This is a genomic window from Enterocloster sp. (assembly GCF_057861365.1).
In genome coordinates this window covers 229,668-252,979 of the sequence record NZ_DBMACH010000001.1, presented here as the reverse complement: position 1 = coordinate 252,979, position 23,312 = coordinate 229,668, and the positions used below count along the sequence as shown (strand labels likewise).

General features: G+C 47.7%; 19 protein-coding genes and 1 pseudogene. 2 read left to right on the top strand and 18 right to left on the bottom strand.

Annotated elements, in window-relative coordinates:
- Window positions 1–2: 2 nt before the first annotated feature.
- A pseudogene (gene istA / locus ACZM6M_RS01300) lies at window positions 3–998 on the top strand (IS21 family transposase); the annotation flags it as partial.
- A 272-nt stretch (window positions 999–1,270) separates the two neighbouring features.
- Here istA and ppdK read toward each other — a convergent pair.
- The 17 genes from ppdK to mtaB form a co-directional block, all read right to left on the bottom strand.
- The gene (gene ppdK, locus ACZM6M_RS01295; protein WP_066546328.1) at window positions 1,271–3,904 is read right to left on the bottom strand and encodes a pyruvate, phosphate dikinase; all 2,634 of its coding nucleotides are present in this window, start codon (window positions 3,902–3,904) and stop codon (window positions 1,271–1,273) included.
- 357 nt (window positions 3,905–4,261) lie between these two features.
- Entirely contained in the window at window positions 4,262–4,951 is a 690-nt protein-coding gene (locus ACZM6M_RS01290) for a response regulator transcription factor (protein ID WP_066546324.1), read from the bottom strand.
- Window positions 4,948–6,444: a sensor histidine kinase gene (locus ACZM6M_RS01285; RefSeq protein ID WP_337433688.1), complete on the bottom strand. Its 1,497-nt coding sequence runs from the start codon at window positions 6,442–6,444 to the stop codon at window positions 4,948–4,950. The genes ACZM6M_RS01290 and ACZM6M_RS01285 overlap by 4 nt, the downstream gene beginning before the upstream one ends.
- A gap of 208 nt (window positions 6,445–6,652) precedes the next feature.
- Window positions 6,653–8,041, bottom strand: coding sequence for a glycine--tRNA ligase (locus ACZM6M_RS01280; RefSeq protein ID WP_066546315.1), 1,389 nt, complete (start codon window positions 8,039–8,041; stop codon window positions 6,653–6,655).
- A 54-nt stretch (window positions 8,042–8,095) separates the two neighbouring features.
- Window positions 8,096–8,740 (bottom strand): outer membrane protein assembly factor BamD, encoded by a 645-nt coding sequence (locus ACZM6M_RS01275; RefSeq protein ID WP_417045695.1) that lies wholly within the window; start codon window positions 8,738–8,740, stop codon window positions 8,096–8,098.
- 164 nt (window positions 8,741–8,904) lie between these two features.
- Window positions 8,905–9,555 carry a DNA repair protein RecO gene (gene recO, locus ACZM6M_RS01270; RefSeq protein ID WP_417045694.1) on the bottom strand — a complete coding sequence of 217 codons (651 nt, stop codon included), beginning with the start codon at window positions 9,553–9,555 and terminating at the stop codon, window positions 8,905–8,907.
- 14 nt (window positions 9,556–9,569) lie between these two features.
- A complete protein-coding gene (gene era, locus ACZM6M_RS01265) occupies window positions 9,570–10,481 on the bottom strand; it encodes a GTPase Era (protein ID WP_489489615.1) in 912 nt (303 codons plus the stop codon).
- A 19-nt stretch (window positions 10,482–10,500) separates the two neighbouring features.
- Window positions 10,501–13,449, bottom strand: a complete 2,949-nt coding sequence (locus ACZM6M_RS01260) for an insulinase family protein (protein WP_489489405.1) — start codon at window positions 13,447–13,449, stop codon at window positions 10,501–10,503.
- A 30-nt stretch (window positions 13,450–13,479) separates the two neighbouring features.
- Complete coding sequence (locus ACZM6M_RS01255; RefSeq protein WP_066546300.1) at window positions 13,480–14,304, bottom strand: YdcF family protein; 825 nt, start codon at window positions 14,302–14,304, stop codon at window positions 13,480–13,482.
- A 19-nt stretch (window positions 14,305–14,323) separates the two neighbouring features.
- Window positions 14,324–15,550, bottom strand: a complete 1,227-nt coding sequence (locus ACZM6M_RS01250; protein ID WP_066546297.1) for a peptidase U32 family protein — start codon at window positions 15,548–15,550, stop codon at window positions 14,324–14,326.
- Between the two features lie 9 nt (window positions 15,551–15,559).
- Window positions 15,560–16,213, bottom strand: coding sequence for an O-methyltransferase (locus tag ACZM6M_RS01245; protein ID WP_337433685.1), 654 nt, complete (start codon window positions 16,211–16,213; stop codon window positions 15,560–15,562).
- A 3-nt stretch (window positions 16,214–16,216) separates the two neighbouring features.
- Window positions 16,217–16,771, bottom strand: a complete 555-nt coding sequence (locus ACZM6M_RS01240) for an endolytic transglycosylase MltG (RefSeq protein WP_337433684.1) — start codon at window positions 16,769–16,771, stop codon at window positions 16,217–16,219.
- 33 nt (window positions 16,772–16,804) lie between these two features.
- Window positions 16,805–18,439, bottom strand: a complete 1,635-nt coding sequence (locus tag ACZM6M_RS01235; RefSeq protein WP_489489614.1) for a ribonuclease J — start codon at window positions 18,437–18,439, stop codon at window positions 16,805–16,807.
- A gap of 441 nt (window positions 18,440–18,880) precedes the next feature.
- Entirely contained in the window at window positions 18,881–19,159 is a 279-nt protein-coding gene (locus ACZM6M_RS01230) for a DUF1292 domain-containing protein (protein ID WP_066546290.1), read from the bottom strand.
- 1 nt (window position 19,160) lies between these two features.
- A complete protein-coding gene (gene ruvX, locus ACZM6M_RS01225; protein ID WP_066546287.1) occupies window positions 19,161–19,631 on the bottom strand; it encodes a Holliday junction resolvase RuvX in 471 nt (156 codons plus the stop codon).
- 308 nt (window positions 19,632–19,939) lie between these two features.
- A complete protein-coding gene (locus ACZM6M_RS01220; protein WP_066546281.1) occupies window positions 19,940–20,200 on the bottom strand; it encodes an IreB family regulatory phosphoprotein in 261 nt (86 codons plus the stop codon).
- Between the two features lie 94 nt (window positions 20,201–20,294).
- Entirely contained in the window at window positions 20,295–21,668 is a 1,374-nt protein-coding gene (gene mtaB / locus ACZM6M_RS01215) for a tRNA (N(6)-L-threonylcarbamoyladenosine(37)-C(2))-methylthiotransferase MtaB (RefSeq protein ID WP_337433683.1), read from the bottom strand.
- Between the two features lie 138 nt (window positions 21,669–21,806).
- Between mtaB and ACZM6M_RS01210 the strand changes: the two genes are divergently transcribed.
- Window positions 21,807–22,040: an HPr family phosphocarrier protein gene (locus tag ACZM6M_RS01210; protein WP_066546276.1), complete on the top strand. Its 234-nt coding sequence runs from the start codon at window positions 21,807–21,809 to the stop codon at window positions 22,038–22,040.
- Between the two features lie 63 nt (window positions 22,041–22,103).
- Here ACZM6M_RS01210 and thiI read toward each other — a convergent pair whose 3' ends face one another.
- Window positions 22,104–23,285, bottom strand: a complete 1,182-nt coding sequence (gene thiI, locus ACZM6M_RS01205) for a tRNA uracil 4-sulfurtransferase ThiI (protein ID WP_066546274.1) — start codon at window positions 23,283–23,285, stop codon at window positions 22,104–22,106.
- Window positions 23,286–23,312: the final 27 nt, after the last annotated feature.

The following is a 23,312-nucleotide window of genomic DNA, read 5'->3' as shown; positions in this document are numbered from 1 at the left end:
TTATGACCAAATATCGAGAAATCATCCGTCTTACTGGATTGGGCTTCTCTCAACGTAACATCATGGCAAGCTGTGGTGTTGCTCAGAAAACTGTAGTCAAGGTTCAAAAACGTGCCAGAGAATTAAATCTTTCTTGGCCTCTTGATGAATCTATGACGGATACTGAACTTCAAAGACTTATGTTTGCTAAGGAAAGTTTGGTATCGAAAAACAAACGCATGCCTGACTACGACTACATCCACAAAGAATTGCTCCGCAACGGAGTCAGTAAAAAGCTTCTGTGGACGGAATACATGGAGGACTGCCGTGCTAACGGCGATGAACCGCTTATGTATTCACAATTCTGCTATCACATCCAACAGGATGAACAGAAACGACGCGCTACCATGCACATCAATCGCAAACCCGGTGAGCAGGTTGAAGTTGACTGGGCAGGGGATCCTGCAACAATCATTGACCCAGATACCGGTGAAATCTTAAAGGTTTACATATTCGTTGGCGTAATGACTTACAGCCAGTATGCATATGTAGAAGCATTTCTGGATATGAAGCAGAAATCATGGATTACAGCACATGTCCATATGTACGAGTTTTTTGGCGGTGTTGCCAGAATACTTGTACTGGATAACTGCAAGACTGCAGTTGTCCATAATGGTGGATGGAAAGACCAGCAGATCAATGAAACTTATCAGGAAATGGCTGAGCACTATGGTACAGCTATCATCCCTGCTCGTGTCAGAACACCAAAGGATAAGCCGAATGCTGAAGGAACGGTAGGAAATATCTCTACTTGGATAACAGCAGCACTTAGGAATGAGCAGTTCTTTTCCCTTGTCGAATTAAATCGTGTAATCAGAGAAAAACTGGAACAATTCAATCGAAAGCTCTTTCAAAAGAAAGAGGGTAGCCGGTTGGACTTATTCCTTGAAGATGAAAAGCCATTACTTTCGCCATTACCTGCTACCCGCTTTGAACTGAGTGACTGGAAGACCGCCACCAATATTGACAATATCACTCCTTATTTTAATTTTTTGCATATAAAAAGGACTAAGTCCTTTAAAGCCATAGCTTTTAGGATTTAGCCCTAATTGAGATATAAGGAAAGGAAAGGGAAGCCAAAACAATGCTTCCCTTTCGAGTTATATATAGATTTTGCAAATAATGTCTTTAAATCGGTTCGCCTTTGTATACTCAGAATGATGTTTCATATATTCTTGCACATCTTTCCTTGTAACAACCAGCGTTGTGAAGTAGAAATACTTGCGATTTTCTATTTTCCTGCATTGGCAATCGCTGCCTGAGCTGCTGCCAGTCTTGCGATCGGAACGCGGAATGGTGAGCAGGACACATAGTCCAGACCAATCTTGTGGCAGAATTCTACAGAAGTAGGATCGCCGCCATGCTCGCCGCAGATACCTACATGCATATCAGGACGGGTGCTCTTGCCTAACTTGATCGCCATTTCCATCAGTTTTCCTACGCCGGTCTGATCCAGTCTTGCGAATGGGTCGTTCTCAAAGATCTTTGTATCATAGTAAGCATTTAAGAACTTGCCTGCATCATCACGGGAGAAGCCGTAGGTCATCTGTGTCAGGTCATTGGTACCAAAGCAGAAGAACTCAGCTTCCTTTGCGATCTCGTCAGCTGTCAGAGCTGCTCTTGGGATCTCGATCATGGTACCTACTTCATACTTTAAGTCAATGTCGGATGCTGCGATCTCAGCATCAGCTGTCTCAACAACTACCTTCTTAACAAACTTTAACTCTTTGATATCGCAGATCAGAGGGATCATGATCTCCGGGCAAACGTTCCAGTCAGCGTGAGCCTTCTTTACGTTGATTGCTGCACGGATGACAGCCTTTGTCTGCATCTTTGCGATTTCAGGATAGGTAACAGCCAGACGACAGCCGCGATGTCCCATCATCGGGTTGAACTCATGGAGAGAATCACAGATTGCCTTGATGGTCTCAACGCTCTTGCCCTGTGCTTCTGCCAGCTTCTTGATATCCTCTTCCTCGGTAGGAACAAACTCATGCAGAGGCGGATCCAGGAAACGGATGGTAACAGGATTGCCCTCTAAAGCCTCGTAAAGCTTCTCAAAGTCTCCCTGCTGCTCAGGAAGGATCTTCTCTAAGGCTGCTTCTCTCTCTTCTACTGTCTCGGAGCAAATCATCTCGCGGAATGCGTCGATACGGTTGCCCTCGAAGAACATATGCTCCGTACGGCAAAGGCCGATACCCTCTGCGCCCAGTTCTCTTGCCTTTGCAGCGTCTCTTGGAGTATCTGCATTGGTGCGGACTCTCAGTCTTCTATATTTGTCAGCCCATGCCATGATGCGGCCGAACTCGCCTGCGATGGTAGCATCTACCGTAGGAATAATGCCGTCATAGATCTTACCGGTAGAACCGTCGATAGACAGCCAGTCGCCCTCATGGTACTCTTTTCCGGCCAGAACGAACTTCTTGTTTGCCTCGTCCATGATAATCTCGGAACAGCCGGATACACAGCAGGTACCCATACCGCGGGCAACTACAGCTGCGTGGCTGGTCATACCGCCGCGGACTGTCAGGATACCCTGAGAAGCCTTCATTCCTTCGATATCTTCAGGAGATGTCTCAAGACGTACTAATACGACCTTTTCGCCTCTTTCCTTCCACTCTTTTGCATCCTCAGCAGTAAATACGATCTTGCCGCAGGCAGCGCCTGGGGATGCAGCCAGAGCCTTTGCAACCGGCTCAGCCTTCTTTAATGCCTCTGCATCAAACTGTGGGTGAAGCAGGGTATCCAGATTACGGGGATCGATCATCTGAACTGCCTTCTTCTCATCGATCATGCCCTCATCTACCAGATCACAGGCAATCTTTAAAGCAGCCTTAGCTGTTCTCTTTCCGTTTCTGGTCTGCAGCATATAAAGCTTCTTATCCTCAATGGTGAACTCCATATCCTGCATATCTCTGTAATGATCCTCCAGAGTATGGCAGATGCCTACGAACTGCTCATAAACCTCCGGCATAACTTCCTTTAACTGGTCAATCTTCTGAGGGGTACGGACACCTGCAACTACGTCCTCACCCTGAGCATTCATTAAGAACTCGCCCATCAGGTGCTTCTCGCCGGTAGCTGGGTCACGGGTAAATGCAACGCCTGTACCAGAAGTCTCGCCCATGTTTCCGAATGCCATCATCTGTACATTTACAGCAGTACCCCAGGAATAAGGGATATCATTATCGCGGCGGTATACGTTTGCTCTTGGGTTATCCCAGGAACGGAATACAGCCTTGATGGCCTCCATCAGCTGCTCCTTGGGATCGGTTGGGAAATCCTTTCCGATCTTTTCTTTATATTCAGCCTTGAACTGATTTGCCAGCTCGTGAAGATCCTCAGCGGTCAGCTCCACGTCCTGGGTTACTCCCTTCTCAGCCTTCATCTTATCGATCAACTCTTCAAAATACTTCTTTCCAACTTCCATAACAACGTCGGAAAACATCTGGATGAATCTTCTGTAGCAGTCCCATGCCCAGCGCGGATTACCGGACTTTGCAGCCAGAACCTCTACTACTTCCTCATTCAGACCCAGGTTTAAGATGGTATCCATCATACCCGGCATGGAAGCTCTTGCACCGGAACGAACGGAAACCAACAGCGGATTCTCCTTATCGCCGAACTTCTTGCCGGTGATCTCCTCCATCTTTCCAATATGCTCCATGATCTGGCCCATGATCTCGTCATTGATTTTTCTGCCATCTTCATAATACTGGGTGCAGGCCTCTGTTGTAATCGTAAATCCCTGTGGTACAGGTAATCCCAGATTTGTCATCTCCGCAAGGTTAGCGCCCTTACCACCTAACAGGTTTCTCATGGTCGCATTGCCTTCGCTGAATAAATAAACCCACTTTGTAGCCATAAGTTTCTTCCTCCTCATTCTGGCAGATTCCCTCAGGACTCTGCCGCTCTTTAACCGGACATACCGGGAAATTTCCTGTGCCCGCCTATCAGACGGAATCAATGGTTCTCCTTATCCGTCCACCTCGTTTATTATATCACAAAGATTGGGGGAGTAAAGTCCTTTACCGACAAAATTTTGAAAAAATTTGGTTATTTTACAGCAAAATTTACTGTAAGCGTTTTCATTTTCTGTCATTTTCGTATATTCATTTATTGTTCGTATATGCGAACTAATATTTTATAGTAACTATTAACAAAGAAATGTGCCATTCCTTTCTGCATATGAAAAATCCCCCGCACAAGCGGAGGATTTTCCCTATACCTTAAACCGATACCCAACTCCCCAGATGGTCTCAATGTACTGAGGCTTGGCTGTATTAAATTCAATTTTTTCCCGGATCTTCTTAATATGCACTGTAACGGTGGCAATATCGCCGATGGATTCCATATCCCAGATTTTGCTGAACAGTTCCTCCTTTGTAAATACATGGTTGGGATTCTGGGCTAAAAAGGTTAGAAGATCAAATTCCTTGGTTGTAAAAGTTTTTTCCTCTCCTGCCACCCATACTCTGCGGGCTGTTTTGTCGATCTTTAAACCGCGGATTTCAATAATCTCATTGGCGGGCTGGCCGCTTCCGATCAGACGCTCATAGCGGGCCATGTGGGCTTTCACTCTGGCAACCATCTCGCTGGGACTGAACGGCTTTGTAATATAATCATCTGCTCCAAGGCCCAGACCGCGGATTTTGTCAATGTCCTCCTTTTTGGCAGAAACCATAATAATAGGGGTATTTTTAATCTCCCTTACCCTGCGGCAGATCTCAAATCCGTCCGTTCCCGGAAGCATCAGATCCAGGATCAGGAGATCGTAGTCTTCCTTTAAAGCACGGTCCAGACCATCGGTTCCGTTATTTTCGATCTCAACCTCAAAGCCGGACAGCTCCAGATAATCCTTTTCCAGCTCTGCGATGCTTTCTTCATCCTCTACAATCAGTATTTTGCTCATTCCTGCATAACCTCCTGATATTTTCTTAATACAAAATGGATCTCCGTTCCGATGCCTTCCTTGCTGGTGGCCCAGATGCGTCCTCCGTGATCCTCAATGATCTTGCGTACAATGGACAGTCCGATCCCGCTGCCGCCCTGAGAAGAGTTTCGTGAGGAATCTGTACGGTAAAAACGGTCAAATATGTTGGGAAGATCCTTTGCCGCAATGCCTTTTCCATTGTCCTCAATCTCAATCTGGATAAAGTCTCCCACATCCTTGATTCTGATATTGATGATTCCTTTTTTCTTGTCCAGATATTTGACGGAATTGCTGATAATGTTATTGATCACACGCTTCATCTGCTCTGCATCTGCAATAACCATCACATCCTCATCCGCATAATTGAAATATCCCAGCTCAATGCCCCTTGCTTCCATATCCAGACCCACCTCTTCCAGACAGTCCTTAAAATACTGGGATACATTGATCTTTGCAAAGGTATAAGGAATCTTATTTGTGTCAATCTTGGAGTAAAAGGTCAGCTCATCGATCAGCCGGTCCATATCATTGGCTTTATTATAAATCGTGCGGATATATCTGTCCAGCTTCTCAGGTGAGGAAGCAACCCCGTCCAGAATCCCTTCTACATACCCCTTAATGGCTGTAATGGGAGTCTTAAGATCATGGGAAATATTACTGATCAGCTCCTTGCTTTCCTTATCATACTGAAGCTTTTCCTCTGCATTTTCCTTTAAACGGATCCGCATTTCTTCAAAATCCTGGCAAAGCTGGCCTATCTCATCATCTGCATCTACATCCAGGGTAAACTCCAGATTACCGTCCCGTATCTGCTTGGTAGCCTCCTGAAGCTTGTTTAAGGGGCTTAAAATCGAACGGTATACCCAAACCGTAAGGGTAAAGCCCGCTACCACCAGAATCGCCACGCCCAAAAACAGCATTTCTCGAAACATGGACTTTACTTCAGGAAGCAGATCGTCTACATTGGAAACAATAAACACACTTCCCTCGGCACCGTCCGAAAACTGAAAATCCATCTGCTTGATCAGATGCTGACTCTCGCCGTCCAGATAGATCCCACCTTCCATGCGTCCCTTCATCACATCAAAATCCGGAAGCTGAGCGCAGAGAGACGCATCCTGCGGTTCTCCGTTCGCCCCGTAATAAATGATCGTATCCTCACGGCGGACAATCAGATAGGCATACTGTTCATTTAATTTTGCATTCACTTTATCCAGATATGCCGGATCCTTGTAATTATCCGGTTTTTCATCCAACACCTTTCGGATATCTTTCTGCGACTGTCTGGTCAAACGGTTAAATACCTGAAGGGAATTGCCGTTTAACAGTTCAATCTGCTCTGTAAGACCATATGCTTCTTTAAAGGACTTTTCCTGATAATCGCTGAGGGCGATCACAGAAAGGTAGATCATAAGCATCGGAAAAACGGTTATGATAATAAATGCTACCGCAAGCCGTGTCCTTATCTTCACCTTTTCATCCTCCTTCCACTGCCCCCGGCGCAGCACGCAGACAGGCAATTTACATATAGTTTAAGTATACCATACTTATGGCGGGGCGTTTATAAAATCATTCTAAACTTTTCTACGCGCCGCTTGGAAAAGGCATATGAAAAAAGCACCCGGAAATACCGTTTTTAACGGTTTCCCAGATGCTGTTTTCTTTCATTTTACATATTCCCTAGAAACGGAACTTATCCTCAAAGTAAGCCTTCAACTCAGCAATCGGTACGCGTACCTGCTCCATGGTGTCGCGGTCGCGGACAGTAACTGCCTGATCGTTCTCAGAATCAAAATCATATGTTACACAGAACGGAGTACCGATCTCATCCTGTCTTCTGTAGCGCTTTCCAATATTTCCTCTGTCATCAAACTCACAGTTATAGTATTTTGAAAGCTCTGCAAATACCTTCTCAGCGCCCTCGTTAAGCTTCTTGGAAAGAGGCAGAACACCAATCTTTACAGGAGCCAGCGCCGGATGGAAATGAAGAACAGTTCTCACATCGCCCTCTCCGATCTCTTCCTCATCATAAGCAGCACATAAGAATGCCAGTGTAACACGGTCTGCACCCAATGAAGGCTCGATTACATAAGGAATGTATTTTTCCTTGCTCTCGTCATCAAAGTATGCCATATCCTGTCCGGATACATTCTGATGCTGGGTCAGGTCATAATCGGTTCTGTCTGCAATACCCCACAGCTCACCCCAGCCAAAGGGGAATAAGAACTCAAGGTCTGTGGTAGCCTTGCTGTAGAAGCACAGTTCCTCCGGTGAATGATCTCTTGCACGCATCTCCTCCGGCTTGATGCCAAGGGTCTGAAGCCAGTCAATACAGAACTGCTTCCAGTATGCAAACCACTCCAAATCGGTGCCCGGCTTGCAGAAAAATTCAAGCTCCATCTGCTCAAACTCTCTGGTACGGAAGGTAAAGTTTCCGGGAGTGATCTCATTTCTGAAGGACTTTCCAACCTGTCCGATACCGAAGGGAACTTTCTTTCTGGAGGTTCTCTGAACATTCTTAAAGTTTACGAAAATACCCTGTGCAGTCTCGGGTCTTAAGTATACGGTATTCTTAGCATCCTCAGTTACGCCCTGGAAGGTCTTAAACATCAGGTTGAACTGACGGATATCTGTAAAATCGTGAGCGCCGCAGCTTGGACAGCAGATGTGCTTATCCTCAATATACTGCTTCATCTCTTCCTGAGACCAGCCGTCTACAGAGCCTTCGATCTCGATACCGTGCTCATCATTATAATCCTCAATCAGCTTGTCTGCGCGGAAACGCTCCTTACACTGCTTACAGTCCATCAATGGATCAGAAAATCCGCCCAGATGGCCGCTGGCTACCCATGTCTGGGAATTCATCAGAATCGCACAGTCCACTCCTACGTTGTATGGGCTTTCCTGAACAAACTTCTGCCACCAGGCTTTCTTTACATTGTTTTTAAGCTCAACACCCAGATTGCCGTAATCCCAGGTATTTGCAAGACCGCCGTAGATCTCAGAACCAGGGTATACAAAACCTCTGTTCTTGGCAAGAGCTACGATTTTTTCCATTGTCTTTTCCATGATCCATGTCCTCTCTTTTTATATACTTACTGTCAGCAAGCCCCTTTCAGGGCATCACTCCAATATAATGCAGCTTACTCCCTCAGACGCGGTTTCCACTGTATGAACATCCCGAAGGGTACAGCCCTCACTTATATAGCGGATCTTTTTTTCCGCGGAAATGACCCCCTGGCCCGAAACACGGACCGCAAGACCTGTTTCCTTTAAAATTTCCTGCTGATCTACCGCTTTTCCCTCTATATCCAGATAAGAAGTCTGTTCTTTCAAAGCCAGGGACGCAGGACTGCCTATATCAATCGAATCAAAGGGCATCCCCTCATCTCCTATGTCCTGTGAAAACTCCACCAGCCGGGAAGGGGTATCGTATTCCGTCACCAGAACTGCCCTTCCATCCTTCATACTCACTGTATCAAGAGCAACCGGAAGCTTTTCTGCCCCCTTCTCATTTTCAAAGGCTGGCTCTTCGCCCTGAGACTGGTTAAACTGGCTGATTCTCTCTCCGGCAAAGGCTTTTAACTCCTCTTCTTTGTAATCGCCTTCCCCGAAGCTTTCGACAGAAGCCCAGGAAACGCTTCCATCGCCGGCTACATAAAGGGTATTTTCCGTAAAGGCTTCCCAGCTCCCTTTGGATCTGGCACAGCCGGCAAAAAAGACGGTGCAGGCTGCAAGAAGCAGGATTCCTCTTATGCTTTTCTTCATATTTCTTCCTTTCTTCCAGGCTTCTCCTGCATCCGCGGGAGCAATATACCGCTTATTATATCTTCTGATGCGTATAATTTCAAGCCTTATCGGCAAGTATTTGTTGTGGTCGCCAATGGCCATAGGTTGTTTCTATAGGTAAAACCAAAACATTTCCATCTGTTCTACCTGGTCATCAGTTCCAGAATTTCCAGAGAACGGAAGTTGTGGCGGATGAAGGTGGTTCTGGCATTTTCTACCTGGTGCTCGAATTCGGCCTGGACTTCGGGTTTTAGTACGAAGGTATAGAGGCTTCCTACAGGGGAATAAATGACATATTGCCAGGTGTAGGTACAGGACTCGGATACCTTTCCCTGGGGATTTTCTGTGTATTCTCCGTTTATAACCATGACTTTCAGCTCAAAGATCCGCCGGACCAGGCGGTTTGGAAGGGACGGATTTAAAAGGGCCTTTAATGTCTGGTAAACCAGTGTTAAAAGTTCGGTTCCGTCCATGTTTTCCTGAGCCAGATAGGAGGCCATTTCCAGAAAATAAGCTCCGTAACAGGCCCCCTCCATATCTGCAGAAAGCTCGTCAAAATAGCATACCGGCTGGGCGCTCTGAAGGGTATAGGCGCTGCGGCCCTCAAAGACGTTAAAAGTGCCGAACACAAAGGGTCTGGTAACTGCCATCAGGGCGCTTCCCGGCCTTCTTGCTCCGTGAGCAAAGGCTGTGATCTTCCCCCGTTCTCTGGTCAAAAGCACCACTCTCCGGTCTGCTTCCCCAAAGGATGCAGCCAAAAGCACCATGCCCGTGAGGCTAACTGCTTCTCTCACCCTGCTCGCTCCCCTTATACATCTTTTTTGTCATAGCCGTAATTTTTCATATACAGCTCACTGTCTCTCCATTCCTTGCGTACCTTTACCCACAGCTGCAGATTGACCTGCATCTCCAGCATATTTTCAATTTCCCTGCGGGCATTGGTGCCGATGCGCTTTAACATAGAGCCGCCCTTTCCGATAATGATTCCCTTGTGGGACTCGCGTTCGCAGACAATGCTGGCTTCAATGTCCATGATGCCGTTTTTCCTTTCGCGCATCTTTTCGATAGTAACTGCTATCCCGTGGGGAATCTCATCATCCAGAAGGCGAAGCGCTTTTTCTCTGATAAGCTCTGCCGCAATCTGGCGCATGGGCTGATCCGTAACTGTGTCCTCATCATAAAACATGGGGCCACAGGGCAGATATTTAAAAAGAAGCTCCAGCAAAAGATCGGTATTTTTTTCCTTCAGTGCGGAAAGAGGCACAATTTCTGCAAACTTGCACACATCCTTGTAGGCATCTATAAATGTTAAAATTTCTTCCTGATTTTTTAAGGTATCAATTTTGTTGATCACCAGAATCACCGGTGTTTTCACATTGGAAAGCTGCTCTGCAATGTGGCGTTCCCCGGCCCCGATAAAGGTGGTGGGTTCCACCAGCCAGAGGATCACATCCACTTCCTTTAAGGTGTGCTCTGCCACATCTACCATATATTCGCCCAGCTTGTTTTTCGCCTTGTGGATTCCCGGAGTATCCAGGAAAATGATCTGGCCTCTTTCATCTGTATACACCGTCTGGATCCTGTTTCTGGTGGTCTGGGGCTTATCAGAGGTAATGGCGATCTTCTGGCCGATCAGATGATTCATCAGCGTAGATTTTCCTACGTTGGGACGGCCGATCAGTGTGACAAAGCCTGATTTCTTCTGTACATTTTCTTCCATCATTTCTGCTCCTGCTCATTTAGTGGTAAAGATGCTTTATTTCGTTAAAGAGTTCCTGTTCATTCACAATCTGCTGGTCATTTCCAATGGCACAGAGAGCGCCTGTGTTTAACACAGACTCTAACAGTCCGGCCAGTGCTCGGATATCCTCCTGGGTCACATTCAGAACCTGATCCCGCTCTCTCTGGATCATCTCGTCCGTAACGCCGGAAAGCCATGCTCCCAGGTTTCTGGCTCCTTTTGCCGCAGGATTTAAGGGAGCATCCAGCTCACTGAAGGCGCCGATAACGTATTTTGTCATATCTCTGTCGTCAATGGAAAAGGTTCTCAAATACTCCGGGATTCCCTCATAAACCCGGTTTGTCTCGCCCAGCTTGGGATCCCGGTAAGATACTAACATTGTTTCCCCATTTCGCCCAAAGCTGCTCATACAGCCGTAGGCTCCGCCTTTTACACGCAGGTTTACCCAGAGATATTCGTAATTTAAAATCACCTTTAATACCTTTAATGCGCCTGTATAAGCACTCTCTCCGAAGGTGCCGCAGCAGGCCACATAGTTGACCTGCGATGCAGTCCGAAAGCCTTCATTTTTAAGCTCTGGCTTAAATTCATAGGGGTAACGGATCCCATTCCCTTCCGGAAGAACCGCCTTAAAGGCAGCCAGCGCAGCCGGAAGCCTGCCATAGCCCTCTTCATCCGCCGTGTAGCTTACGGTCATATTGGAAGCAGTAAAGAGCGTTTTTGCAACTTCCATAAGCTTTTTCCCCAGTTTGAGACGATATCCCTCTTCCTTGCTGCAGCGCTCTGTAATTTTCTCCAAAAACTGATAAAAGCCAATACCGCCGGTGCGGTCATAGAAAGAAGACAGGGGCGAATAATAGGAAGCAGCTCTCATGGCAGCGGAGCTGTGAGAACTGTTCTCCAGACGCATTCTGGCTCTGGACATAGTCTCATCCAAAATCTCTCCCAGACGTTTTTCGTCTGTAAGCTTAGAGCGCAGGAGGATCTCTTCCAGCATCTCAAAAGCAAAATCCAGCTTTTCATAGAGCACCTTTACGCTGGCTGTAAAGGTACCGGTAAAGTTTCCAGGCTCTCCCATTTTCTGGCTGCCGCCTACGGAAAAATCCAGGCCGCCGCTGTTTAAATAAATCTCGCTGGTAAGATCGCTGTAGCTGTAATGCTCCGTATCCACATAGCCCAGCACGGACTTTAAAAGAGCTCCGTAGGGAATATCCTCATCCGGCAGGACAGAAAAGTCAAAGAGCACCTTCAGGTAGCCGATCCCAGAGGTAAATAACGGGCTGTGGATGACAGGAATCCCGCTCTCCTCCTTTACCTCATAAGAAAAGCCTTCTGCCTTTTTCTCAATATCGGATCTCTGGAGCATGGGAATCTTTTCCAGATCCTCCTGAGAGGACGGCTCCTCCTGATATGCCTTTAATTCCTTTGTCTTTCGGACAATCTCGCTCCTCTCTTCTTCTGAAAGGGAATCCCTGTAAGCCTTAAGCCGCTCTGCCAGAGCCTCATCCTCTCTGGCGGTCTGATCTGTACAGGGGCTTACGATCACAAAAGCCTCATGGGGATTGTCCAGAAGATATCCGCGGATCAGATTCTCAAAATATCCTTCGGATACTGCCTTCTTTAAAAAGTCAAAGGTCTTCTGATACTGGAGATGGAGCATAGGATCTCCGTCATAAAGCCAGCTGTCCATAGACCAGAGACCGTACATAAGTCCCTTGGGCGCAGAGCCGTAATCTGCTTCCCTGTAGCGGAATTCGTAGTAGTTTAAGCCTGCAAGAAGGCTCTTTCTGTCAATGCCCTGATCTGCCAGACGGCGCAGGGTTCCCTTAACCACAGCAAGAAATTCCCCCTTCTGCTCCCGCTCTGCATTTTTGGCGATTACGGAAAAGCAGGGCTGAAGGATCCCGTTGTCGTAGCCTCCCAGAATATCCTGACCAATATGGGCGTCAATAAGCGCCTGCTTTAAGGGTGCTCCCGGAGCATCGATCAGCGCATATTCCAAAATCTGGAAAGCCACATAAAGCTCCGGATCCAGATCCGTTCCCACTACGGTATTTAAAGACAGATAGGTCCGCCCCTTTGTCCCTTCTTCCGCTGTTACAGAGTAGGTAGTTTCCCGCTCAATGGGCTCCTTAAAAGGCTTCTGCATGGGAATCCGGGAATCCCGGGTAAAATCTGCCCTGTCATATTGGGATAAATACGCTCTGTCCAGCCACTCTAATTTTTCAGCCATATCCATATCTCCATAAAGGTAGATAAAGCTGTTGGCCGGATGATAGTAATTTTTATGGAAGGCAATAAACTGCTCATAGGTCAGATCCGGAATACAGGCGGGATCGCCGCCGGATTCATGGCGGTATGGGGTATCCGGAAAGAGAACCGCCTTTGTATACCGGTCCAGCACGCTTTCCGGTGAGGAAAAAGCGCCCTTCATTTCATTGTAAACCACGCCGTTGATGATTAAGGGGCTGTCTGTCTCCTCCATCTCATAGTGCCAGCCCTCCTGTAAAAAAATCTTCGGTTCACGGTAAATGGAAGGATGGAGCACGCCGTCTAAATACACATCCATCAGGTTCTGGAAATCCCTGTCATTGCAGCTGGCGACCGGATAAACCGTCTTATCCGGATAGGTCATTGCATTTAAAAATGTGTTTAAAGAACCCTTTACCAGCTCTACAAAGGGATCTTTTACGGGAAACTTCTCAGACCCCTCCAAAACACTGTGTTCCAGAATATGGGGAAGTCCTGTGCTGTCCTGGGGCGGAGTGCGGAATCCAATGGAAAATACTTTATTGTCATCTTCACAGCTCATTAAAAAAATCCTGGCTCCGCTCTTTTTATGCTCCAGCACCATTCCATATGAGTTCATCTCCTCAACAGGTCTTTCATCTACAAGACGGTACTGTGAAAGCTCTTTTACGCGGTCTAACATTTTTTTGTCAATCATTTCAGTCCTCCTTTAAGCAGTCATTCTATCCTACATATTTCCCATAAGCCGGTCTTTTATAATCGACGCACATTCCCTAACGCACAGATGGATAAAAAGCACAGGATCCGACTGGGCGCTGATGCCATAAACATGCTCAAAACCCCATTTGCGGGCAATCATCCTGGCTCTGAATACATGGAAATTGCTGGTGAGAACACCGATTTCCACAGGCTTGTCATCTACCATAAGGTAAGGTTCCCTGCGTTTTTTCTCCTGCTGCTCCCGTTCCAGACGCAGCCGTTCCCGATGGCCTTCGATCACAAGTCTGCTGTAGGCAATATTTTCCACCGTACTGGCAGACCGATCCTCAAGGAGCAGCTGCTCTGGACGGACACCGTTATAGACCAGATATTTGTACATGGCCTGAGCCTCGCTTATGGGTTCATCCGCTCCCTTTCCCCCTGAAAGCACCAGATAGGTTTCCGGATTTTTCTGGGCATAGTCAATGGCCTTATCCAGCCGTTTTTTCAGTGAATTGCTCACCGTATGTTCCTTTACCTTAGCTCCCAGAACGATCACATAATCAAGTCCGGGTTCTTCCTCGGAAGCGACGCCCAAAAACACCAGAGTACATATCATTGCCATGACGGTCACTCCCATCACACAGGTGGTAACGATACTCACAGGCACCCACTTGGGAATGTCAAACATATGACGGCTGTAATACCATTTTCCATAAACAAGAAATACGCAAAGAGCCGCAAAAAACAGCCATATAAAGGCAAAAGAAGTGCCGATTCCCCCATAGATCACAATGATCACAAAGTAAACCGCACACAATGCTGCCAGGATCAGCAGGATACCATCCACCAAACTTACCGCCTCCTGTCTTTTACTGCTCCGCTTTCTTTCTCAGTATATCATACACATCTGCCGGCGCATCCAGCTCCACCCACAAGATCTGCTTGGGATGGGGAGCGCTCTCCTGAGCATTGCCCTCTTCATCGCAGATACTCTTTACAAGGGCCTGTACGTTTCGTCCGTCGGGCTTCATGATCTCAATGGTTTCTCCCACAGAGAACTTATTCTTCTGCTCGATTCTGAACCGGCAGCCTTCGGACTCCTCTACCGTTCCCAGATAGGTGTAATTTTTTACATAGGTATTGCTGTCGTAAATCTGCGCATCTGCTCCCGGCTTTCCAAAATAAAAGCCTGTGGTAAACTCTCTGTAGGTACATTTTCCAATTTCTTCCTTATACCACTCCATATTCTGCTCATAGAGGGCAGGATCCTTTTTATAATCATCAATGGCTTTTCGATAGGTTCTTGCCACCGTTGCCACATAAAGAGCTGTCTTCATACGGCCTTCGATCTTAAAGCTGTCAACTCCCGCATCGATCAGCTCCGGAATATGCTCGATCATGCACAGATCTCTGGAATTAAAGATATAGGTGCCGCGCTCATTTTCATAAACAGGCATATATTCTCCCGGTCTGGTCTCCTCCACAATCGAATATTTCCAACGGCATGGATGGGTGCAGGCCCCCTGGTTGGCGTCCCGTCCGGTAAAGAAATTGCTCAAAAGGCATCTTCCGGAATAAGAAATGCACATGGCTCCGTGGATAAAGCTCTCGATCTCCATATCCTCCGGAATATGGGCCCGGATCTCCTTAATCTCCTCTAAGGACAGCTCTCTTGCAGAAACTACCCGTTTCGCTCCCAGCTGATGCCAGAATAAATAGGTGCCGTAATTGGTATTATTCGCCTGAGTGCTCACATGGAGCTCCATCTGGGGAAGAACTCTCTTTGCAATGGCAAAGATGCCGGGATCTGAAATGATCAGGGCATCCGGCCCCACTTCTTTTAATTCTTCAAAATAAGCCTCTACCCCCGGCAGATCGTCATTGTGCGCCAGAATATTGGCAGTCACATAGACTTTGACCCCGCGCTCATGGGCAAAGGCAATTCCCTCTTTCATTTCTTCTTTGGAAAAATTGTGCGCTTTGGCTCTGAGGCCAAAGACCTCTCCGCCGATGTATACGGCATCTGCTCCGTAAACCACAGCAGTCTTTAATACGTCCAGACTGCCTGCCGGTATCAGCAGCTCTGTTTCTCTCATATCGTTCTCCTATCTAACCTTTGTACTGACTGTCACTCCGTCTCCAATGGGAATCACGGAGGTTTCCAGTTCCTCTGTGTGCTTTAACTCATACAGGTACTCTCTCATGCGGCTGTGGATGGTGCGGTTTCTGCGCTCCACGGCAAACCGTGACTGGATGATATCGCCGTCCTGAAGCACATTGTCGGAAATGAGCACCGCGCCTTTGGGCATAAGATCAAGCACCATGGGAAGCCAGTTTAGATACTGCCCCTTGGCTGCATCCATAAACACAAGATCAAACTGACAGCCTTTTTTTGCCAGCTCCTTCAGATGCACGTCTGCATCGCCCTCTAAAAGTGTGATCCGTCCGCTTTCTCCTGCCCGATGAAAATTCTCTCTGGCGATGGGAAGGCGTTTCTCATACTTTTCAATGGTAGTAATGCGGCAGTGCTCCGGCATCACCCGGCACATCTGCAAAGCAGAATACCCGACGGCCGTGCCGATCTCCAGTATGGCCGACGGCTTAAGGGCTGCCGTCATGGTTCTTAAAAAAGCTGCCGTCTCCTTTCTGATGATAGGCACAAACTGATCCAGAGCCTCTTTTTCTATTTCATCCAAAACCGGTCCCTGACTGGTTTCCAGGGACTGGATATAGTCTGTGATTCTGTCATTTACAATCATGTCTTATTCCTCTGCCTCTTCGATCCAGCCGCCGGATTCCTCTTCCTCCATATAGATATCCTCTCCGTCCAGCTCTGCCTGAACCGCTCTGGTCTTCCTGTTCTCTGAGGAATCTGCATCTTTTGAGAGATCCGCCTCCCCGCTCACCGTGCGGGCTTCGGGGGACGCTTCGCTTTCCTCCTCAGGTTTTACATTCAGCTCTCTTAAAATCTCCTTGGAAGTCATGGAGGTGTTAAGCGTATAGATCCCGGGATAAATGTCCTGGTAATCATAGAAAATACTCTGAAACCAGAATGCGAAATCATTCGTGATCAGTCCCTTTTTCTTTAGTTCTCCCGCGGCCTCTTTTGCTGTCTCTCCCTCTTTTATCTCGACCGTGATTTCTCTCCCCGGAGCCGCCTCTGCCGCTTCTGCATAAAAAATCTCATGGCCAAAGGCAAATCCCCGGACTACGGCCTCGTATAAAAGCAGGATAAGAAGAGCCAGCACCATAAGCTTAATGGAAATGGTGATAATGGCTGTGGTTATTCGATTGATCTCCCTTGTCCGTCTGCTCATGGCCTGTCGCTCCTCCTGCTGTATATCAAAGGCTTATACTTCCATAATAATTGGAAGGACCATAGGATTGCGCTTCATGCGCTTCCATAAAAACTCGCTTAAGCTGTCCTTGATGATATTTTTAATCTTGCCCCAGTCGCTTACGCGGCGGTCTAAGCAGTCCTCTACTGCATTTGCCACGATATTATGAGCTTCCTCCAAAAGATCCTCAGACTCCCGCACATAGACAAAGCCTCTGGATACAATATCCGGGCCCGAAAGCAGCTGGTTGGAATGCTTCTCCAGCGTAAGCACTACCACGATAATACCATTCTGAGCCAGATTCTGACGGTCACGCAGGACAATATTTCCCACATCGCCTACACCCAGACCGTCTACCAGAATACCGCCTGCTGTCACATGGTCGATCACCTGACAGCTGTCCTCATCCAGAGCCACTACATCGCCTGAATTAACCAGGATCGCGTTATCCTTGGCAACGCCCATATACTCTGCCAGTTCCTTCTGCGCAACCCTGTGACGGAACTCGCCGTGTACGGGAATGGCAAACTTGGGATGTACCAGAGAGTAGATCAGCTTTAAATCCTCCTGGCATGCATGGCCGGATACATGAGTATCCTGACAGATCACCTTGGCTCCCTTGGTGGAAAGCTCATTGATCACATTTGCCACTGCTTTTTCATTTCCCGGAATAGGGCTGGAACTTAATACAACCACATCTCCCGGCATAATGGACACCTTCTTATGGATGCTGGCTGCCATGCGGGACAGAGCGGCCATGGACTCGCCCTGGCTTCCTGTGGTGATCAGCACGGTGGACTCAGGCGGATAGTTTTTCAGCTGGTCAATGTCAATGAGCGTTCCGTCGGGAATATTGATATATCCCAGCTCACTGGCAATATCAATGATCGTTACCATGCTGCGGCCTTCCACTACTACCTTTTTGCCATATTTATAAGCCGTATTTACTACCTGCTGCACACGGTCTACATTGGAAGCAAAGGTAGCCACGATAATGCGGTGATTCGTATGCTCTGCGAAAATCGCATCAAAGGTCTTTCCCACGCTGCGCTCGGACATGGTAAAGCCGGGACGGGTGGCATTGGTACTGTCTGCCATCATGGCAAGGACGCCCTTCTTTCCCAGCTCTGCAAAGCGCTGCAGGTCGATGGGATCGCCGAATACAGGTGTATAATCAATCTTAAAGTCGCCAGTGTGGAGCACAATGCCGACCGGTGAAAAAATTGCCAGAGCAGACGCATCCTGAATACTGTGGTTTGTCTTTATAAATTCCACCCGGAAGCAGCCCAGATTCACAGACTGGCCATGCTTCATCACACGGCGCCTGGTGGTCTTTAACAGATTGTGCTCTTTTAACTTGTGTTCAATGAGCGCAATGGTCAGCTTGGTTCCGTAAACCGGCACGTTTACCTGCTGTAAAATATAAGGAAGAGCACCGATATGGTCCTCATGTCCATGGGTGATCACAAAGCCCTTTACACGGTCAATATTCTGTTTTAAATAGGTCACATCCGGGATCACCAGATCGATTCCCAGCATATCATCCCCCGGGAAGGCAAGTCCGCAGTCTACTACGATAATAGAATCCTCATATTCAAAGGCTGTAATATTCATGCCGATCTGCTCTAAGCCGCCTAAGGGGATCACCTTTAACTTGCCTTTTCCGTCCTTTTTTGTTCCCCGTGTGCTGCGCTTTGCAGGAAGAGCTGCCGCTGTCTCATCTGTATTTCTTAAAGGAGCCGGAACCTGTCTTCTGCCGGTACCCTGTCCCTGTCTGGGAGCCGGAGTGCGGCGTCTGGGAGCCCGTCTGTTCTGTTCCTTCTTTTCTGCGGCCTCCGGTGCGCCTTCTGTCTGTACCGTACTTTCCGCTCCCTCAGCCTTCCTTCCTTCTTCAGATGTATTTTTCGGTCTCGCCGTTCTTCTCTGAACCGGCCGGCGGTTCTGAGGGCGTCTTTTTACCGGCGCACTGTTTTCTGAACCGGCTTCTCCTGTATGCCCTGCTGGTTCAGGCGTATTATTTTCCTGCTCGATTCCATTTTCTTTTTCTTCTAAACTCAAACTGATTCCTCCAATCTTTCTTCCTTATTTTTACTTTTCAATTTCCACATCTGCATCAGACAAAAGGGCTTCAAAAATCCCCATTACACTGTCAAGTTCTCTGTCATCTTCCACAAACTCATAAACCGCATCCGGCTCCTGTTCTCCGGATACATCCTTTAAAATATAACATTCTCCATCCTCATCCTCAGGGGCGTCTGTGACAAGAAGGTAATCCTTCCCATGGATCCTGGTCTCCTCCAGTACGGAAAACACCACCTCGTCTCCATCCTCTGTCACCATGGTAATGCAGTCTGTTCTTTCTTCCATCTTATTCTCCGCTCTCCGGCATATCACCGGCTGTTTCTTCCTTTTTCTGTTCCATCGCCATGCGGTCTAAATATCCCTGTAAGATCATGGCAGCTGCGATCTGATCCACAGATTCCTTTCTGTGCTCTCTGCGCACGCCGCTTTCCATCAGCACGCGCTCTGCAGCCACTGTGGTAAGACGTTCATCCCAAAGCACCACAGGAAGGCCTGTCCTGCGCTCTAAGGCTTCTTTTAATTCCTCGGATTTTTTAGCCCGGTCTCCCAGCGTATTGTTCATATTCTTAGGATAACCAAGAACGATCCGTTCTACCCCGTACTCTAAAGCCAGAGCTTCAATTCTGGCCAGGGTCTGGCGCAGCTTATTCTCATCCTTGCGGGTGATCGTTTCCACGGTCTGGGCTGTGATACCTAAAGGATCGCAGACTGCTACTCCCACAGTCTTAGAGCCGTAATCAAGACCCATGATTCTCATATTCAATTCCTCCACATCTATACGGCAGCTGCCGGATTTCGGCTTTGGCAGCCGCCATTTTTAAGCAGGAGCGGACTTAAAAAGCGTCCTCCTCTGCTTTATTTCCATATACAATACAACGTCCATCAGGCTCCCCATTTTAGAAGACCTCAATGGACGTTGCAGCAGGAAAATGACCGTTTCATATTCCTGTATTATACTGTACCGTCATCAAACAAAGAGACCGTTCCCAGTCTCCTGACGGTATTTTATCCGAAGCAGCAAAGTGCTGCCTGTATCCGCCTGCAGCCGCAGTCTGACCGGCACTGTTATTTCAGACGGGCATCAATGTAAACAGCCATCAGCTCTTCCAGGATCTCATCTCTTTCCACCTTCATGATCAGGCTTCTGGCGCCCTTATGACTGGTGATATAAGTGGGATCTCCGGACATAATATAACCCACGATCTGATTTACAGGGTTATAGCCCTTTTCCGTCAAGGCAATATACACCTGCTCCAGCACATCGCTCACTTCCATCTTTTTGTCCTGAACAGCCTGAAAATATTGTGTTTCTCTTATATTGCCCATATTATCACGTCCTTTAAGTATTCTTCTATATTCTACCCTATATTTCCCCATTCGGCAATAGAGTATTTTTGATTTGCCCTGTTTTTTGTTTAATTTATACAGTTATTTCCTGCAATTTTACCCGCAGAGCCTCATCTGTTACAAAGCCTTCCGCCTGTACTTCAAAGATATTTCCTGCCATGCGGCTGCAGATTTCCCTGTCCGTTACAGGCAGGGCAGCCCTCACATACTGAGGCGTATAGCCGGTCAGGTATTCCTTTCCGTCTATGACTGTAATCTCCTCAAACAGTACGGAAAGTACAGAATCCCCGTAATGCTTTCTGTATTCCTCAGACATCTTCGTTTCCAGAGAAAGGAGCACGTCGCTGCGCTCTGCCTTCACGGATTCAGGGATCTGATCCTTCATCACAGCTGCCTTTGTACCCTCTCTTCTGGAATATTTGAAAATATGCATCTCATAGAAATGGATCCGTTCCAGATACTCTTTTGTGAGAGCAAATTCTTCCTCCGTTTCCCCCGGAAAGCCCACGATCACATCGGTTGTAATGGCCGGATGGTCAAAGACCTCTCTTAACAGACGGCATCTGGCCTCATAATCCTCTGTGGTATAATGGCGGTTCATGCGTTTTAAGGTCTCATCACAGCCGCTCTGGAGAGACAGATGGAAATGAGGGCAGAACTTGGGAAGCTTTGCCAGCTCCTCTGCAAATTCTCTGGTAATGATCCTTGGCTCCAAAGATCCCAGACGGATACGCTCCAGCCCCTCGATGGCGTGAACTTCCTTTATCAGCGCCAGCAGCTCCCTGTGGTTCCAGTCGCCATGGCTCACCGGATTTTCCTCCATGCGCTCAATGCCGTAGGAACTTAAGTGGATTCCCGTGAGAACCACTTCCTTATACCCTCCTGCTACCAGTCCTTTTACCTCCTCTGCCACATCCTCATGGCTGCGGCTGCGGACTCTTCCTCTGGCGTAGGGGATGATGCAGTAGCTGCAGAACTGGTTGCAGCCGTCCTGTACCTTGATAAAAGCCCTGGTATGGCCTCCCAGACGATCCAGATGAAGGCGCTCATACTCGTGGGTATGGGCAATATCCAGCACATACACCCTGTTTTCCTCATTTTTTTCTGCCAGACGGGCATCCAGAATATCTGCCAGCTCTGCTTTTCTGTTGTTTCCAATGATCAGATCCACACTGGCATCCTTTTTAAGCTCCTCTGAGGCCACCTGGACATAACATCCCGCTGCCACCACAAGTGCCTGAGGATTGAGCTTTTTTGCCCGGTGGAGCATCTGGCGTGATTTCCGGTCCGCGATATTGGTGACAGAGCAGGTATTGATAATATATACATCTGCCTTCTCATCAAAGGGGACAATTTCATAGCCCCTCTGTGCCAGCTGCTGCTGCATGGCCTCTGTCTCATAGGCATTTACCTTGCAGCCCAAATTGTGAAACGCCGCTTTCGGCATAACTTAATCTCCTTTCCTGCCGTTTAAACTTTTTACAGTTTGTTCCGGTTTTTTTCATACAAACTCACTATTGACTTTTATGAGTCTCTCCTTTAGTATAAAATCAGATTATACATACCGCAAGGAGGGTTCTTCAATATGAAAACTGTTCGTATTTCCTTAAATTCCATTGACAAGGTCAAATCCTTTGTAAATGACCTGGCAAAATTTGATGTTGACTTTGATCTTGTATCCGGAAGATATGTGATCGATGCAAAGTCCATCATGGGCATCTTCAGCCTGGATCTTTCCAAGCCCATCGACTTAAATATCCACGCTGAAAATAGTGTTGAGGACATCTTATCTACACTGGCTCCCTACATCATCGACTGATGAAACAGCGCTTTTAACAGGATACGCCGTCTGCTTTGGCAGGCGGCGTTTTTTCGTCCTTTTTTACTGACAGCGGATTACCTCTGTTGTCTCCAGCGCTGTTTTTACAAGCTCGTCTATCTTCTCCTCCAGATGGCGCTCGGAATTGCGGATCACGTTGATATTTGGCTTTGTCACCGGATGCTTTGCCACAAAGATGGTGCAGCAGTCCTCAAAGGGCTGGATGGATGTTTCATATGTTCCGATCTTTTCTGACACGTCCACGATCTCCTGCTTGTCAAAGCCGATCACCGGACGGTATACGGGCATAGTGCAGACCTCATTGGTAGCTGCCAGTGACTGTAGGGTCTGAGAAGCTACCTGCCCGATGCTCTCTCCCGTGATCAGGCCGATGGCTCCGTTCTTTTCCGCAATAGCCTGAGCAATCCGCATCATATAGCGGCGCATGATGATGGTAAGCTCCTCATGGGGGCATTTCTCATAAATATACAGCTGAATATCCGTAAAATTCACCACATGAAGATCCATGGGGCCTGAATAGCGGGCTACCAGCTTGGCCAGATCTACTACCTTCTGCTTTGCACGGTCGCTGGTGTAAGGCGGTGCATGGAAATAAACCGCATCGATCTTTACGCCTCTCTTTGCGATCATATAGCCTGCCACCGGGCTGTCGATGCCGCCGGAAAGAAGAAGCATGGCCTTTCCGTTGGTGCCGACAGGCATACCACCCGGCCCCGGGATCATCAGGGAAAAGATATTTACCTTCTGGCGGATCTCCACTCTCAGGAGCACATCCGGGTTGTGCACGTCCACGCGCATCTGAGGAAACGCCTCAAGAATGGCCTCTCCCATATCACGGTTAATCTGGTCGGAGGACACAGGATAACGCTTGTCGCCTCTTCTTGCCACCACCTTAAAGGTAAGGTTCTTATCAGGGTAGACCTTATCCATATACTCTACCACATGTTTTTTCAGGTTCTCATAATCCCTGTCGTCAATCTGCACCATGGGGCAGATATCTGCGATACCGAATACCCGCTTTAAGGCCTCAATGGTGTCATCATAGTCATAATCGCCCTCAGCGGTTACATAGATGCGTCCTGATTCCTTTGTCACCTCAAAGCTTCCGTCTACCTCCCGGAGGGCGAAACGGATCTGCTTGATCAGGGCGTCTTCAAACATAAAGCGGTTCTTGCCCTTGGTGCCGATCTCCGCATATTTAATTAAAAATGACTGATACTGCATATATACCTCTTTCTAAACAACGAACAA